Below are 16,116 nucleotides of genomic sequence, written 5' to 3'. Positions count from 1 at the left end.
GTTGGTTAACGCTATGTGGTAACAAATTTATTAAAATATAATCGCACGCGGCCGGTTTTGTTTTACAATTAGACTCCTGCTGTTGTTTTTTGTTACAATTAAGTCCTACATTTGCGGCAAAATTTTCCCTGATACTATGAAAACCTTACTAATTAGCCTGTTAGCCACAGGCCTTTTACTTACAAGCTGCGCCACGAGCAGCCGCATCCAGGCTCTAAAGCCCGAACCCGGCAACACTACCGATGTAGTGTACCAAAAAAGCACCTCGTTTATAAGCCTGCCGGTAAGCATAGCCGTAGCCGACCTTGAAACGCAAACCAATAAGTTTGTAACCGGCCTGGTGTATGAAGACAACAATATTAAAGACGACGATGTTACCCTTAAGGTATGGAAAACGGCACCCATTAAATTCAGCGAGAAGAATGGCCGCCTGCAAATTATTATACCCATAAAGGTGAATGGCAATGTGCGTTACGGCACTACCACCATGGGCATAGACCTGCACGACACACGCGAGTTTAACCTTGCCGCAAATATTACGTTTGACAGCAGTATAGGCCTGCGCAACTGGCAGATGACTACCGATACAAAGCTACAAAACCTGGAATGGACCGAAAGCCCCAGCATTACCGTGGCCGGTAAAAAAATACCCATTACTTACCTGATAAACCCTACCATAAAACTGTTTAAAACCCGTATAGAAGATGAGCTTGACAATGCCATAAAGCAGTCGGTTGACTTTAAGCCGCAGGTGCTGGATGCGCTGGAAACACTCAGCAAGCCGTTTTTAACCAGCGAGCAGTATGAAACATGGTTCCAGCTGATGCCGGAGGAACTATATGTTACCGATGCCAAACTGAACAAAAAACAGATTACCATGAACATGGGCCTTAAGTGCACTATGGAAACCACCGTAGGCCAGGCGCCAAAAGCAGTGCTTAAAAAAGATGCCGTGGTATTAAAGGCGGTAAGCAGCATGCCTGAGAAAGTTAGTGCGGTTGTGGCTGCGGTATCTACTTACCAGAGCGCGTCGGCTATTATTACCAAGAACTTTCAGGGGCAGGAATTTGGCGATGGCAAGCGCAAGGTTACCATACAAAAGGTAGACCTGTGGAGCAAAGATGGTAAAATGATAGTAGCGCTCGAAATGATGGGCAGTATTACCGGTACCATATACCTGAGCGGCATACCGAATTATAATGCGGTAACAAAGGAAATTTACTTTGACCAGATGGACTACGTGCTGGATACTAAAAGCGCGCTGATGCGTACCGCAAACTGGATGGCAAGCGGTATTATACTTAAAAAAATACAGGAAAACTGCCGCTACTCTATACAAGCCAACCTTGAGGAAGGCAAAAAGAGCATGCTGCCCTACCTTAACAACTATTCGCCTATGGCGGGTGTGTTTGTAAACGGCACGCTGGATGATTTTGAGTTTGACAAAGTTACCCTAACCGATAACGCCATCATTGCCTTTATAAAAGGCTCAGGAAAGATAAACCTGAAGGTAGACGGGATGAAGTAATTTTATTTTTGGGATTGGATGGTTTGATTCCACCAGTTAAAATCACATTAATATAAATATAAAATAGTGAAGCGCGGTGTTACACCTGCGCTTCTTCTTTTTTAGCTACCGACTTTTTCCGGAGGCGGTATACCGCATAGCCCACTACGGCTACCAGCAGGTAAGGGAATACCATAAGGTATACAATACCGTCATTAACCGATTCCGGCTGTATCCCCTGCTCGTTAGTCTCCAGCGCGGCGCGGCACATGGCGCACTGGGCGCTGGCCTGCAATCCGGCAAATACAAAAGCAAGAATAAGCGTATATTTAGTAAAACGGCTTTTCATTTAGTAAGGGTAATAAGGCGAAATCATGGCATATACAATAACCCCTGTTATAGCCACATACAGCCACATAGGATAGGTAATGCGGGCAATTTTACGGTGGCGCTCATAGTTGCCCGTTATGCCCCTTACATAGGTTACAAGCACAAACGGTATAATTATAACCGACAGCATGATGTGTGTAATCAGTATAAAATAGTACAGGTATTTTAAGAACCCTTTACCGCCATAAGGCGTAGGGTCAGACGTCATGTGGTAGGCTACATACATAACCAAAAAGGCCACCGAAAGGACTATGGCCAGCTTTATAAGCTTTTCATGCAGCTTTTGGTTACCGTTTTTAATGGCCTGCACCGCCACTACCAGCACTATGGCCGTAAAGCCATTTATAGTGGCATAAGCGGGCGGTAGAAATGAAAGTGGCTTTACATCGTAACCCAAATCTTTAAGGCTCAAGCCAAAAAGCGCCGCTACCGCTACGGGGATGATTATAGAAAGTGCAATAATCCAATTCTTGTATTTTTTTTCTGCCTGTAGTGTATCTTCCATTATTCGTCAAGTAATTTTATAATGTCTTCTTTAATTGCGTCAACCCCCGGGTGGTATTTACCACCCAGGTCTTCTTCTAAACCTTCAGGGCTTTTATAGTTAATGCCCGAATAATACATAATCGGGTTTCCTGAGGCATCTTTCCTGCAGCGGATGTTACACTGCTTATCTATTAAGGCATAGAGGCCACTGTGCTCAAAGCCGCCGGCCGCCGGGCTGCCCTCCCCGGCATATATTTTAAATCCTTTGTTTGCAATGCTGTAAATGTATTCTTTATCTCCGGTTAAAAAGTTCCAGTTGGGCGAGGTTATGCCCAGCAGCTCACGGTGCTCTTTTAACACTTCAGGTGTATCAAACTCAGGGTTGATGGTTATAGAGGCTATACCAAAATCTTTTTCATTAGCCAGCGCCTCCTGTATTTCAATCAGGTTACGGTTCATTACTGGGCATATAGAAGGGCAGGTAGAAAAAAAGAACTCTACTACATAAACCTTACCCTTATAAAAATTTTGGGTAACAGCCATGCCTTCATGGTTTGTGAGCTTAAAGTCGGGTGCCTTGCCCACCACATAAAGCCCCGATTCTTTTTGGGCAGGCTCTCCCGCGCTAAGGCGGTCCTGTACTACTATTGTGCCGTTTTCGCACCTGTTTGACAGCTGGTATACCGTATAGATACCAAAAACAAGTATAATAAACGAAATGCCTATGTATGATCTATTCTTCATTGCTTAGTTTTTCTTTTTTAAAACCTTTTGGCATATTACGGCGCAGTGCCAGGCGGTATTCGCGCAGCAGTATCTTTACATCATCGGTCATGTCGTTGTGCAGTTCAGATACTATAAAAGTGTTGTAGCCGTCTTTATATTCGTGCTCGCCTTTTTTATTTTGCCCCCTCCTGCCCCTCAGGCTGCGGCTTTTATCTACTATAAAAACATAATCGCTGCCGCCGGTATCATCAAGTTTTTCTTTTGTACCAAAAGAGGTGTAAAAGTCCTGTATTGCTTTGGGAGATGCAAACACAAAGCGCCATGTGCTAATGTCGCCCATGTGCTTAAGGCTTTCTTCGAGCGCCTTTACGGCGCTTTGGTCGCCGTTTGGCACCAGCATTACCATCTGGAAATCGGTAAAACCTTTGTATTTGTTGTTTATCTTCTGGTTCAGGTTAAAGATGGCCTCTTTGCGCCTGTTGATGGTAGTGCCAAAAAACCCCACTATAGAAATTTTGCCTTTAAGCGCTACAGGTTTGCCATCAAGCGCGGTATGCACGGGGAGTTCTTTAAGGTTTTTTGTAATTACCGGGAGAAAGAGCTGATTGTGCTTTACCAGCGAAAAATAGACATACAAAACCAATGGAAGTACAAGAAGGCCAAGCAAAACTATTTTACGTTTCATAAAGGGTGTGCAGTAATGGTACAAAATTAAAAAAGGCGGTTGATATAACCGCCTTTTTTATGAATTAATATGCCTTAAAAAATCCACTTGTAGTGAGATTGTGCAAACACATCAAAAATATAATTACCTTCAACAAGTAAGATGAACACCAGATAGATAATCAGGAATACCAGCGGGGCAACTATAGACCACCTAAGGCTGCTTTTTTCGCCTTCAAGGTGCATAAACGCCCACATTATATAATAAGCCTTAAATACGGTAAGGATAATGAATATCCAGTTAAGAAGGTTAAGGCGAAGCAAGTCTGTTTTAAACAGGGCATCGGGCTTAACGATACCTAAAAATACCTCAACTATTGTTACTACAGACAGGAGTGCAAAAACAAACCATATCCTTTTTGTATTAGATTCGTGCGTATGTGCCATGATCCTATATTTTTTTAAAGATTAAACCAGATAGAAGAAAGTGAATACAAATACCCAAACAAGGTCTACAAAGTGCCAGTAAAGGCCTACTTTCTCTACCATTTCATAACTCCTCCTTTTTTCGTATGTGCCTAACACAACATTAAAGAAAATCAGGATGTTAAAGCAAACACCGGAGAATACGTGGAAACCGTGAAAGCCTGTTATAAAGAAGAAGAAATCGGCAAACAGCTTGTGGCCGTATTCGTTGTGCTCAAGGTTAGCGCCTTTTACCACCATGCCAAAATCAGCTATCTTAGCAACCGATGCTTCGTGAGACAGTATTTCTTTCGTTTTATCTTTAGTTATATTCTCTGTTTTTATAACAACATTAGGATTAGCCTTAAGGCCGGCCGCTACTTCCTCAACAGTAAATTCAGGAAGCGCAGGCGCGGTTTCAAACCATATACCGTTGCTTTTCCTTTTTTCCTGGCGGTCTGTAGGCAGGTGTGCGGCAAAATCTTCAAGGGCAATACGTTTACCTGTGTTACTATCAACAAACTGAAGGATAGAACCACCTTTAGATTCTACAGCGCCATATTCGCCGCCTATAAAGTTTTTCCACTCCCATGCCTGAGAGCCTACAAATATAAGGCCGCCCACTATGGTAAGCAGCATATAAACAGCAACTTTGTTTTTTTGAAGTTTATGGCCGGCATCTACCGCAAGCACCATCGTTACAGACGAAAAGATAAGGATAAACGTCATCAAGGCCACATAATACATAGGGGCATCTACACCATGCATAAACGGAAAGTGGGTAAACACCTCGTCTGCAATAGGCCATGTACCTATAAATTTAAACCTTGAAAAGCCATACGCTGCAAGAAATCCTGAGAATGTAAGGGCATCTGAAACGATGAAGAACCACATCATCAATTTGCCATAGCTTGCTGCCATAGGCTCATTGCCGCCGTCCCATGTTTTGCCTGTAGTGGCTGTAGTAGTAACTGTCGCTGCCATAAAACGTTATTAGGTTAAAAAGTTCCCAAATTTACATTTTTTTATTTTAATAGAAATAGAAAAATAAAAACAAATAAAGCCATAAAATATCGAGAAAGTGCCAAAACATTGCACCTAACTCTATACCAAGGGTTTGAGAAGGGTTATATTTATGTTTAAAATGATTATAAATTACTACCGAAAGCACAACAAGCCCGGCAAAAACGTGACCTATGTGCGCAACGATAATTACATATATAAAAGAAGCCGTAACAGTGCTGCCCTCACCCGTTAAATAATAGCCCATATCTATAATCTGGCTAAAGCCGTAAAACTGCGATATTACAAAGCCCACACCCAGTGCCAGCGTAAGCAAAAGCAGCCCGGAAGCCGCCTGGTGGTTGCCTTTTTTAACCGCGTTTTTTGCCAGTATAAAAGTACCGCTGCTTAATAAAAGTAATATTGTACTTACAACAAAAGCAACCGGCAGGGTAAGGTCGTTTAGCCAGTCGCGCCTTGTTGAGCTTACCACATAGGCGCTGGTAAGGCCGGCAAACATCATCACAATGCTTATCATGGCAAACCATAACAGCATTTTTTTCGACCTGCCGCTCCTTTCAGCATACTCCACGGCAGACATTTTTATATTTTCCATATTCTTATCGTAAAAATTTATCTAATACATAAATAACCTGCAGCAGCGATATATAAGAAACACTTACAAGCATTAACTTTTTTGCTGTAGCGGCATCCATATTTTTATATAGTTTTATGGCATACACCAGCATCCAGATGCCCAGCAGCAGTACCACCGCGGCGGCCCAGTAGCTAAGGTGCAGCGCGCCGGTAAGCCCGGTGGCCGGCAATAGCGATGCTAAAATTAACCAGGTAGTGTACAGTATAATTTGCAGCGCTGTTTTTTTATCCTTCTTACCCGTGGGCAGCATAAAGAAGCCGCCTTTCTGGTAATCTTCAAACAAAAACCAGCCGATGGCCCAAAAGTGCGGGAACTGCCAGAAGAATTGTATAAGGAACAGCGTGCCGGCCTCTATACCAAAATCGTTAGTGGCGGCCACCCAGCCCAGCATATAAGGTATAGCGCCCGGAAACGCGCCTACAAATACCGCAAGCGGGGTAACGGTTTTTAGCGGCGTATATACACTGGTATATAAAAATATGCTTATGGCACCAAACATGGCCGTTTTAGGGTTGATGCTGTACAGTATGCCCAGGCCCGCAATGGTAAGCGCCACACCCAGTATAAAGGCATTGCGTACCGACATTTTACCTGAAGGCAAAAGTCGGTTTTTAGTGCGGTCCATAAGGGCGTCGAGGTCTCTTTCTATTACCTGGTTAAACACGTTGCTGGCGCCTACCATGCAATAGCCGCCCAGGGCCAGCAGTATAAAAGTAACGGTGTTGAAGGGGTTGCTCTCAGACACCCCAAGGAGGTAGGCCATCATAGAGGAAAATACCACACTGATGGCAAGGCCCGATTTAGTTATGGACTTAAAATCGGCAAAAACTGACCTGATAGAAATCGCGTTATCTGAAGCGTTCAAAGTGATTTTCATGGGTTTTAAAAACTGCCGCAAAGATAGCCCAAAATATCTTGCATCAAAAAACATTTACACGCTCTTGCCCAATTTTTTTAGCGGGCTGCAGGCAGCCCTTATTCGGGAAAAAACCTGCCGTAAAAATATTTTTATTTTTTTTTGCAACCCTACGCAACCTTTTATTTCTTTTTACATCTATATAACAGACAAACGCCTGAAAAGGTTTTTGACTGTGCTATGAAAAAGAAAAAAACTATCGATTAATTGCTATGAAGAAGAGCCTTCCGTTAACAGCGGAAGGTTTTTTGATTTAATACCCCTCTGTAGCGGGCCTGCCGTTCGCTATAGCCTTTGCCGATGATGTACCTATACGCTTTACGCCCAGGTTTATCATGGCCATGGCCTCATCATAACTGCGTACACCACCCGCAGCCTTAACCGGTAACGGTGCGGCGCACTCCATCATTATTTTTATGGACTCAGGCGTTGCGCCATTGGGCTTTCCGCCGTCAGCCTGGTAAAACCCGGTAGACGATTTTATAAATACACTGCCATAATCAGTAACATCAGCATTAGCAGTAACCGCGCCGCGCACCAGCCCGCACAGCCCCTTAATTTCTTCGGCAGTAAGTGCGGCCACTTCTATTATCCATTTTATTACCCGGCCCCGCTGTAATGCCAGCCGGGTACACTGGCCTACCTCCTCCTCTACTTTTGAGAGGTTACCGGCTTTGTAGGCGGTATAGTCTACAACAAAATCAAGCTCATCCGCACCATCTTTTATAGCCTGTGCAGCTTCGGCACGCTTTGCTTCCAGCCCACCGCTGCCTTCAGGAAAATCGATAACCGTACCCACATATAACGGGCTGCCTGCCTGCCGCACCATCTCGCAGGCCATGGCCACCATATCAGGCCGTACCATAACGAGCTTAAAATTTTCTTCAATAGCCTCGGTAACCACATGCCTTACCACCTCGCGGTTTTGCGCATCGGTAAGCCCTGCCTGGGCGGCGGTTTTAAGGTAGGTAGAATCTAAATATTGCCTGATGTCATCCATAGCCATAAAAATAATAAATCCCGAAAAACATCGGGATTTATTTATCATTTTTTTAATTTATCCGCAAGCCATAATACTGCAACCGCCAGCAATGCCCCGGATGAATTTGCAATAATATCATGAAAATCGGCACTTCGGTCTTTTGTAAAAGCACCCTGGCAAATTTCTATGCCGATACCGTAAGAGCAGGCCCATAAAAAAGTGTAAAGCCGTACCCGGAATTTTGTACTGTTTTCCAGCTTCCTTACAAGGTACTGGTACCACACTACAGTAAAAAGCAGGTAAAACGAGAGGTGTACATACTTATCAGTATTGTTTACAACCTCCATGTTTTTAAAATTTTGCATACTCATCAGGCAGGTAACCGTTATAAAAACGGTAAGTGACAGTGCTGCCCAAAAGTATACTTTACGCACCAATAAGAGCTTTATATTGTTCGCTGCTTAGTAAACTTTCTATTTCTGAAGCGTCAGCTATGTTAACCTTTACCATCCAGCCTGCGCCATAAGGGTCGGTATTTACACTTTCTGGGTTGGTTTCAAGCGCGTCGTTAAACGCTGTTATTTCGCCACTTAGCGGCAGGAAAAGGTCTGAAACTGTTTTCACAGCCTCAACCGTACCAAAAACTTCGTCTTTACCCAGGGTCTGGTCAAGGGTTTCTACCTCTACATATACAATATCGCCCAGTTCTTTCTGTGCAAAATCGGTAATGCCTACGGTAGCCGTATCGCCTTCAATTTTTACCCACTCGTGGTCTTTTGTGTACTTAAGTTCAGCAGGAATATTCATGTTTGTGTGTTTTTAGGCAAATGTAGCTTTTATCGGCTATTTGAAAAAATGTTTTATTTAAATTAATTTCCAAAATTATACCGCAGCGTAAAGCCGGTGCGTATGGTGGTTAGCGGGTATGACGTAGAAATTACCGCCTGGCTGAACGAATGGTCATAATAGAAAATAGCTGTAAGGTTTTTACTGAAGGCATAATCTGCCGTTAGCTTAAGTGTCCAGATGTTTTGCCCGCCACCCAGCTGGTTGTTGTCATAATCCAGGTACCGTATAATGGTTTCGTTCTTCCTCAGGGTAAGGTCGGCCTTAAGGTTTACATCGCTTTTTATGGTGTTGGTAGGGTTATCTGCCAGCCTTGAGTGTATAATAACATCTTTAATGCGGTAGCCCAGCCCCAGGGTATAATCATTACCCTTAACCTCGGTAAGCAGGTTGTTGTCAAAACTCATATTAAGGGTACGGTCTTTTTTAACCTCAGCAAGTATCTTAAACGAGCTTTTCATTTCAACATCAAAACGGATAAGCGGGTTAAACTGCTCGGTAAGGTTTACGTTACTTATAATGTATTTATTATAAAAGTTACCCCTGTTGCCATTGTCCTGGAGGATAGGCAGGTTAGTAGACTCATCTATTTCGGGGTTTGTAAATGCAAAATTAGAACGATAGGAGTTAATGTTGTAAGAAGCCCTGTAACCACTTTGCAGTGAAAAACGCTTAAACCTGTCTTTAAAGAACTTATAGCGCATAAGCCCGGTATACTTCATCACCCAGTTAGGCAGCGGCACGTTGCGGAACAGGCCGGTATTCGTTTTGCCGGCATCCTGGCCCTGGTAGGCCGCTATAAACGCCGGTAGCAGTACCGCCTGGCTGTTGCGGCCAAAGCCCACCGGGTAGCCTGCGTTTGCCTGTGCAAACTCATTGGTATCAGTAGCCTGGTAGCGAGCGAATGTAGTATTGCCGTAGTACTGCTCGGCAAGCCTGTTAGCTACCGTAAGCCTGTTTTCCCTGAACTGGTCAAACGCAGCAGAGCCGTTAATATCGCTTTTCTGGAACGCAGTTTTTATCAGTATGGTAGATATCTGGTAATTACCGTAAGTGTTTGGCGAAAGCGGCTGGTAGCGGTATATATCGTTGTCCTGATCATAAGCATCATACTGCTCTGATGTATTTAACGACGATGTTTTATCGGCGGTAAGGTCGATTTTAAAATCAGGGAACAAATCTACCGACGCGGTAAGGTTAAGCTGCTTGGTATTAACCTGTGTAAACGTTTGGTTAAACTCGTTGTAGGTAGTAAGGTAGCCCTGCTTTGCCGCCTCATAGCGGATGTCGTCTGCCTGGCTGCCTATTATAAAGCCTATGGTAGGCTTGGTTGTACCTAAAAACCCTATAGAGGGTAAAAAGCCCGGAAGCACGGTACCGTTAGTTTCGTTATAATTAACCTGTATGGTTTTTACGCTGGTAGCCACACCTATAAGCCCGTTAACAAATGAGTTGCCGCTTTGCTGTGCTTTAGGGGCTGCCGTAACTTTTTCTCCCGGTTTTGGCGGCCCAGAAGGCGGCGCGTTCTTTACCGCCGGTTTTTTCTTTGCGGTAAGGCCTATATATTTATAGAACATATCCATGCTCAGGGTGGTATTCAGCTTGTGCGAATTGGCATTCTGTATGGTGTTGCCCAGCGGGGTGCCATCCGGCGCGTAGGCAAGTGCATCGGTACTGCGTTGCCAGTTGTAATTAGCCGTATAACTATAGGTGCTTTTTACAAAGCTAAGGAACGGCAGCTTGTTAAGCGGCAGGTCATAATTTACCACAAACTGCTGGGTGTGGGTATTGGGCGTGCCTATGTTCCAGAAATCCTCAAACACGGTATAATCATCTATAGGGCGTCCATCTTCATCAAGGTAGTTCCGCACAATATTGCTGGTAGAAACCGCGTAGTTAAATTTAAGCGATTTTGTTATGTTATAGTTAAAGCCATATTGGTAGTTAAAGAAGTAATTGCGCCTGTAAAGCGGGCTTATGGCTATACCCTCTACATCTATGTTACGAAACTGCTGCCTGTTGTACTGACGTATAATGTTACTGCTAAACGACAGGTTGCTGGGCAGGTAGTTAAAGTTAAAATCGCTCAGCATTTTCCAGTACTGGCTCTTTTTCATAAAGGCCGTGTTTTTAAACGGCTCTACCGGCTTGTTTTTAAAGGTATAGTTATAGTCTGCCCCTGCCCTTACCTGCTGGTCCAGCAAATCTTCAATCTGGAAATCGTGGTGGTCAGTCTGGTTATACGAATAGGTAAGCGTAATGTTTTCCGGGTCGTACAGGTGCGGTTTCTGCTCTGGGCCACGGTCTTTTTTAACGCCTATAAAGTTAATACTCTTTGTCTTGGTATAATCTACCGACCGGTTTAGTATACCGTCCCTTTCTGCCTCAGTAGCCGCTACTGACAGTGCCTGGTCTATGGTAATATCCTGGTAATACGGGTCGTACTTAGGCGTAATGGTGGTTTCGCCCACGCTGTAGTTAAACGGTATATTAAAATGCCATGTTTTAGGTAATAGTTTACCGGCGTTAATATTAGTAACCACATTATATTGCTTGGTATCTTCCCTACTGCGCTCGTTAGGCCCCTGGTCTACATTACCAAAGCCTATAGTACTTACATTTCCGGTAGCTGAAAGCGTGGCAAAATCGGCAAAGTTAGTATCCAGGCTCGCTACAGCAGCCCAGCCTCCCTCGCTGTCCATATCGCTAAGGCGAAGTTCATTAAACCACACCTCGCCCCTAATGTGCCTGCCGGTGCCACCGCGTGCATCGTAGTTGTTTTTAACACCCACCATAAGCGTGCGTATAAAGCCAAAGTTAGGGTTACCCCTTACGGATATTATCATGCCCGGCGCCAGCGATGCATCTAAAAGGTTAGCATCCATGCTGTAGCTGCCATCCTCATTTTGAGGGATAGTGCCGCCCAGGGCCATCAGCTTAAGCCTGGTAAGCGCGGCAAGGGTTACTACAATTTCATTTTCCTCCGGCCAGATGCTCTCAGCGGTTACATTAGTATACGGCGTTACCTTAAGCGGCTTGGTTACCTGGTAATAGTTATCGGTAAAGTCAGTACCAAAGCGCAAAAAGCCGCTCATTTCGTCATCCTGCAATTTAAAGTCTTCCTCTAAAACAACATTAGAGTTATCGCTGGATCCGCTGGTGTTTTTAGGCAGTGCTTCGGCGTGCAGGAACATGCGTAGTTTTTTATACTGGCGCATATCCACATTTACGTTCTTAAATACCGCACGCGAGTCGCCCGGCTCAAGCCCGTAAGAATCAGACGAGATTCCGTTTGTAGCATATACGCGCAGCGAAAGCGCCTGCTCGTTCTGGTTGATAACCGCGTTGTTGCTGTACAGCTGCTCGCGCATTACACCCGGCGGCGACTGGTAGCCTATGGGGCTGCGCTGGGCATTTTCCTGTATATTTAATGATACGACATCAAAGCCGGTAAAGGCAGTGGCTTCGTCATCAGAATTATCTTCATCAAGGTCAAGCGTGTTTTCATACTGCCTCCATTCGCTCCTTACAAGGTCGAGCGCGCCAAAGCGCAGTGTAATATCATCCCTGAAGCCGGTAACCACCATTCTCATAAAACGGATGGAGCGCACACTGTTAATACCCCCTACCGCTTCGGTAGCATTTTTTACCGGAATTTTATACAACAGCCACCTGCGCGGCGTGGTACCTTCTTCCATAGATTCCGAAGCATTATAGCGCGCGTCTACCACATAGCCCGTACCGGGTATGGCATTGGGGCCTATGGGTATTTCATACTTATAATAGGCATCAATGGTGTTCATGGTATTGTCCTTGTTGATGTCTTCAACATCGGGCAATGTGGTGTTACCACGGTTTGTATCGCCCACATCTATGGGTGAGTTATTCTCGGTACCGTTATAGTTTTTATACCGGTCTACAATGCCACCGTCTACACTCAGGTAAAACTGGTAGTTATCTGCTGCCGGGTCATTTGCCGGAAAACCGGGAAACATTGCCGCTTCGGCAGCGTCATCAAGGCCGTCAAGCCCTACATCCTGAAACTCGCGGTTGCCTCCCTCGGTATCAAAAGCGTAGATAAGCGACTGCGATACCGGCACCTTGCCCCAGGCGGTAGTAAATACCGGGGAAGTGCCATCGGCTCCCGGAAGCCCGTTTTCATATTGCTTACGGTTGTCCCGTAATATATCTTCAGATATTTCGCCCAGGTCAATCTCCAGCGTACCGGTGTTATTAGAGTCTGTAACATCCCCTGGGTTTGCCACATACGGGTCGAGCATCCAGAACTGGATGTACTCTACATTGGTCTGTTCAAAGTTTGTAGAACTGATGGCGCGCATTATACCTCCCCAGTTTTGCGTAGCCCTGGCTTCGGTAAATGTACCGCTGATACCATCGGTACTATAGTTGTACGGCCCCCTTTCCCTTGGGAAATAAGAAAGGTCTAAGGTAGTTACCACGCGGCTCTGGCCGGGCACCACATCGGTATCCGGGTACAGCTCGTCATAATAAATACGCCGGGTCTGGTTTGTAGAAACCGACCCCGCATTAATGCCGGTAGGCCTTGAAGACGAGGCGTAAAAAACAGGGTCTATGCTGTACCACGCCAGTTTTGCACGGCGTGCACCGCTTTCGGTGGTATTGCCGTCTATTTCACCTCCCAGGCCTATTGGCGCGCTGGATAGCGACCAGCCCTGTGCACCACGCATGTCTATAGTGGTTTGCGAGCCCTCAAAATCCTCAACATAGGTGGTAGCCTCGCCGTTAAACTGGTCGGCCTTGCTGGCGCCCGGTTTCAGGTAGGCCATCTCGCCACGGAACGAAAGGTTTGAAGGCGCATCGGTATCCATATTGGGCAGCTTGTTTACCAGCCTGGTAAACAACGGTACCTCAGTACTAAAGTTAGTATTAAGGCCCACAATGGTATTGTTAACCGACTCCTGCCCGTAGTTTGTTTTGCTGGTAAACGGCCTTTCGGACATGCGTATCATGGTACCGCCTACCAAAAATTTATCGTTGAATTTATGCTCTACGTTAATACCCGCGAAACGGCGTGTTTGCTGGCCAAAGGTATTGTTGTTCTCTACCGAAACCTCTATAGGGGTGCTCGATGCCTGTAGCGAGGGGTCTAATATCTGCACGGTACCTGCCTGGTAATTTACGGTATAGTCTATACCCTCTACCAGGGTACGCCCCCCTGCCGTTACTACAACCGAGCCCTGCGGCACGTTAAACGCGCCAAGCGATATGCCCCCGCCGCCGGTACTCTTAAAGCGGCCGCGCAGCTGGAACTTGTTTTTACTGCTTTCCTGCAATGCATCGGCCTGGGTGCTTTTATACAGCCTGCGGAATACATACTTTTTCTGGTTCTCGTTATAAAGGGCCTGGGTTGCGGCGCTGTCGTTGTTATAATCCTGGTTTACACCCCCGGGCGTGTTAGTGCCCAGCTTATCATACAGGTATTCGCCAAAGGGCTCTACCGTGGTAAAGATGATACGGCCGTTTTGCTGGTCGATGGTAAGGCCCGGCACAAAGTCGAAGAAACCGTCGCCGCCCACCTGCGGGTCGCCAGCATAGGTAAGCCTGTCCAGGTTAAATACTTTTAGCAGCGGGTTATCGGCCACGCGGTACATATCCTCATCCTGCGACGGAAAACCCGAACCATCAGGAAGCTGAAGCGGAACGTTTCCGTTATTATCGGCTGCCGGTGTAATATAGTTAAGCGGAGAAGGGTCGGTATATAAAATGTTGAAGGTAAAATCTTCCTGGCTCAACTGGTAGGCGTTAGGTATCTGGTAGATGTTTTTCATCATCAGGTCCCACACAGGCTCTTCGGTATTTACCAGGCTGCTCTTAAGCATCTTTAGCATAAGGCTCTTGGTACTTACATCAGTTACCGCGCCGGATGTTTCGTCGGTAGTAGCAGTGGTGGTTTCTACACCATCTGTACCAAACTCACCCACCTGGAACACCCTGTCGCCCACCGTATACTGGTAGGCCACGGCGAGTACCTCGTCGTTATTAAGCTTTTGGTTTAATGATATATAGCCCAATTGCGGGTTATAGGTATACTCGCTGGTGGTAAGCTTGCGGGCATTTTCCAGCTTGGCATAGTCGCGGCCTTCACTGGCAGTACCGGCAAGCGGGCCTATAAAGCTGCCCGGTGCTGTAGTAACTATCTCCCGGATGCTGGGGTCAAGGTAGCCGGCGCCGGTTTCTATATCTTCCGGGTCCAGCTTATTGTTGTTATTATCCGGATAGGCATTTAACACCTGGCCGTTTTGCTTAAAGAAGTCGGCAGCGCCTGCAAATGCCACAGTATACTGGGTTATCTCTTCGCCGTTGCCCTGCACGTTTAACGGGCTTGTTTTTGTAAGGCGGCCTTCACCTAAATCCTGTAGCGCTATAATGTTGCGGGAGTTATTTTCGGCGGCGTTTATGCGGTTTTGCTTATTGGTTACCCATACCTCAATGCGGGTTATCTGTACGCGGCTGTCTATAAGCGGGTAGTTGCGCAACGCCACATCATACCGGTTGCGGAAAAACTGCGACAGGAAGTAGTGCCTGTCTGAATCATACTCCAGCGCGAAGATGGAGAAATCCTGAATGGTGCTGCCACCCTGCGCGGTTACGGTTTTTGTTTGCGATTTTTGCTCAGAATAAATACCCGTTACGGTGGTTTTGCCAAACTGTAACTGTGCCTTTACCCCAAAAAGGCTCTGCGCGCCACGCACCAGCGAGTTGCTCAGCGGGAAACTTACATTACCTATTTCTATTTTTTGTATTATGTCATCCTCGGTAGGGGCATACTCCAGCTTTATAAGGTTTTGGAACGCAAAAGTGCTCTGGGTATCATAGTTAGCGTTTACATTAAGGCGGGTACCCACCTTGCCCTGCAGGCTCATACTGATGCGCTGGTTAAAATCAAAGGTAAAGGTGCGCCTGTTGCGTGGCGACAGCGAGGGGTTATCCTGCTTTGTAAACCGTATGCCCAGGTCCATCTCAACAGACCCCTGCGGTTTTATATCGATGGTATTGCCTCCAAAAATGCTTTCAAACCAGCTGGAATTTACATAGTACCGGGGCAAAAGGTCGCGCTGTTGTTCCTTATTATCCTTAGCGTCAATGGCCTTGCTTTTTTGCTGGTAGTATTCGCGCATCGATTCGCGCAGTACCAGCTGCTGGTACTGGTCTGGTGTGAGCAGCACGGGATAGGTAATATTAAAGCCCTCAAACGTGGAATTTAATATATACATATCGGTAACAGGGTCATACGTGTAAGCGTCTACAATGCTCGAAGGGTTTTTAAGTTCCACTTTGCCTGCATTATAGCCTTTAACCGTATCCTGGCTCGCCTCGCTATCTTCTTCCTCCTCAGTAACCTGCGCCCGGGCAACCAGGCCTATAAATAAGAACAGGATTGAGAGGGTATATCTGATAGTGTTACAAAAGCCTTTTGAGTACTTTGATTTCAA

General features: G+C 45.8%; 13 protein-coding genes. 1 reads left to right on the top strand and 12 read right to left on the bottom strand.

Annotation, left to right across the window (positions count from 1 at the left end; all coding sequences use genetic code 11):
- Window positions 1-136: 136 nt before the first annotated feature.
- Window positions 137-1,528 (top strand): DUF4403 family protein, encoded by a 1,392-nt coding sequence (locus tag ACLI09_RS10670; RefSeq protein ID WP_411419607.1) that lies wholly within the window; start codon window positions 137-139, stop codon window positions 1,526-1,528.
- Between the two features lie 79 nt (window positions 1,529-1,607).
- Here ACLI09_RS10670 and ACLI09_RS10665 read toward each other — a convergent pair whose 3' ends face one another.
- The 12 genes from ACLI09_RS10665 to sprA form a co-directional block, all read right to left on the bottom strand.
- Entirely contained in the window at window positions 1,608-1,856 is a 249-nt protein-coding gene (locus ACLI09_RS10665; protein WP_411419606.1) for a hypothetical protein, read from the bottom strand.
- Window positions 1,857-2,402: a DUF420 domain-containing protein gene (locus ACLI09_RS10660; RefSeq protein ID WP_411419605.1), complete on the bottom strand. Its 546-nt coding sequence runs from the start codon at window positions 2,400-2,402 to the stop codon at window positions 1,857-1,859. It abuts the gene before it with no gap.
- Window positions 2,402-3,127, bottom strand: a complete 726-nt coding sequence (locus ACLI09_RS10655) for an SCO family protein (protein ID WP_411419604.1) — start codon at window positions 3,125-3,127, stop codon at window positions 2,402-2,404. The genes ACLI09_RS10660 and ACLI09_RS10655 overlap by 1 nt, the downstream gene beginning before the upstream one ends.
- Window positions 3,117-3,794, bottom strand: a complete 678-nt coding sequence (locus tag ACLI09_RS10650; RefSeq protein ID WP_411419603.1) for a hypothetical protein — start codon at window positions 3,792-3,794, stop codon at window positions 3,117-3,119. Before ACLI09_RS10650 ends, ACLI09_RS10655 begins: the two co-directional genes overlap by 11 nt.
- Window positions 3,795-3,868: 74 nt before the next feature.
- Complete coding sequence (locus tag ACLI09_RS10645; protein ID WP_411419602.1) at window positions 3,869-4,219, bottom strand: cytochrome C oxidase subunit IV family protein; 351 nt, start codon at window positions 4,217-4,219, stop codon at window positions 3,869-3,871.
- A gap of 21 nt (window positions 4,220-4,240) precedes the next feature.
- Window positions 4,241-5,221 carry a cytochrome c oxidase subunit 3 gene (locus tag ACLI09_RS10640; RefSeq protein WP_411419601.1) on the bottom strand — a complete coding sequence of 327 codons (981 nt, stop codon included), beginning with the start codon at window positions 5,219-5,221 and terminating at the stop codon, window positions 4,241-4,243.
- Between the two features lie 46 nt (window positions 5,222-5,267).
- Window positions 5,268-5,855 (bottom strand): heme-copper oxidase subunit III, encoded by a 588-nt coding sequence (locus ACLI09_RS10635; protein WP_411419600.1) that lies wholly within the window; start codon window positions 5,853-5,855, stop codon window positions 5,268-5,270.
- Between the two features lie 4 nt (window positions 5,856-5,859).
- On the bottom strand, window positions 5,860-6,762 hold the full coding sequence (cyoE, locus tag ACLI09_RS10630; protein ID WP_411419685.1) for a heme o synthase: 903 nt from the start codon (window positions 6,760-6,762) through the stop codon (window positions 5,860-5,862).
- 304 nt (window positions 6,763-7,066) lie between these two features.
- Window positions 7,067-7,813, bottom strand: a complete 747-nt coding sequence (deoC, locus tag ACLI09_RS10625) for a deoxyribose-phosphate aldolase (protein WP_411419684.1) — start codon at window positions 7,811-7,813, stop codon at window positions 7,067-7,069.
- Between the two features lie 44 nt (window positions 7,814-7,857).
- On the bottom strand, window positions 7,858-8,229 hold the full coding sequence (locus ACLI09_RS10620) for a VanZ family protein (protein ID WP_411419599.1): 372 nt from the start codon (window positions 8,227-8,229) through the stop codon (window positions 7,858-7,860).
- Complete coding sequence (gcvH, locus tag ACLI09_RS10615) at window positions 8,222-8,602, bottom strand: glycine cleavage system protein GcvH (RefSeq protein ID WP_411419598.1); 381 nt, start codon at window positions 8,600-8,602, stop codon at window positions 8,222-8,224. Before gcvH ends, ACLI09_RS10620 begins: the two co-directional genes overlap by 8 nt.
- Window positions 8,603-8,664: 62 nt before the next feature.
- Window positions 8,665-16,116, bottom strand: coding sequence for a cell surface protein SprA (gene sprA, locus ACLI09_RS10610; protein WP_411419597.1), 7,452 nt, complete (start codon window positions 16,114-16,116; stop codon window positions 8,665-8,667).

The sequence above is a fragment of the Flavobacterium sp. RHBU_24 genome (genome assembly GCF_046613695.1).
Taxonomy (GTDB): Bacteria; Bacteroidota; Bacteroidia; order Flavobacteriales; family Flavobacteriaceae; genus Flavobacterium.
Note: the sequence above shows the minus strand (reverse complement) of the source record. Positions and strands in the feature narration are given on the sequence as shown.

Bases quoted from the DNA above. Each gene is read 5' to 3' on its own strand.
- ACLI09_RS10670 (WP_411419607.1), top strand. From the start codon at position 137: ATGAAAACCTTACTAATTAGCCTGTTAGCCACAGGCCTTTTACTTACA.
- ACLI09_RS10665 (WP_411419606.1), bottom strand. From the start codon at position 1,856: ATGAAAAGCCGTTTTACTAAATATACGCTTATTCTTGCTTTTGTATTT.
- ACLI09_RS10660 (WP_411419605.1), bottom strand. From the start codon at position 2,402: ATGGAAGATACACTACAGGCAGAAAAAAAATACAAGAATTGGATTATT.
- ACLI09_RS10655 (WP_411419604.1), bottom strand. From the start codon at position 3,127: ATGAAGAATAGATCATACATAGGCATTTCGTTTATTATACTTGTTTTT.
- ACLI09_RS10650 (WP_411419603.1), bottom strand. From the start codon at position 3,794: ATGAAACGTAAAATAGTTTTGCTTGGCCTTCTTGTACTTCCATTGGTT.
- ACLI09_RS10645 (WP_411419602.1), bottom strand. From the start codon at position 4,219: ATGGCACATACGCACGAATCTAATACAAAAAGGATATGGTTTGTTTTT.
- ACLI09_RS10640 (WP_411419601.1), bottom strand. From the start codon at position 5,221: ATGGCAGCGACAGTTACTACTACAGCCACTACAGGCAAAACATGGGAC.
- ACLI09_RS10635 (WP_411419600.1), bottom strand. From the start codon at position 5,855: ATGGAAAATATAAAAATGTCTGCCGTGGAGTATGCTGAAAGGAGCGGC.
- deoC (WP_411419684.1), bottom strand. From the start codon at position 7,813: ATGGATGACATCAGGCAATATTTAGATTCTACCTACCTTAAAACCGCC.
- gcvH (WP_411419598.1), bottom strand. From the start codon at position 8,602: ATGAATATTCCTGCTGAACTTAAGTACACAAAAGACCACGAGTGGGTA.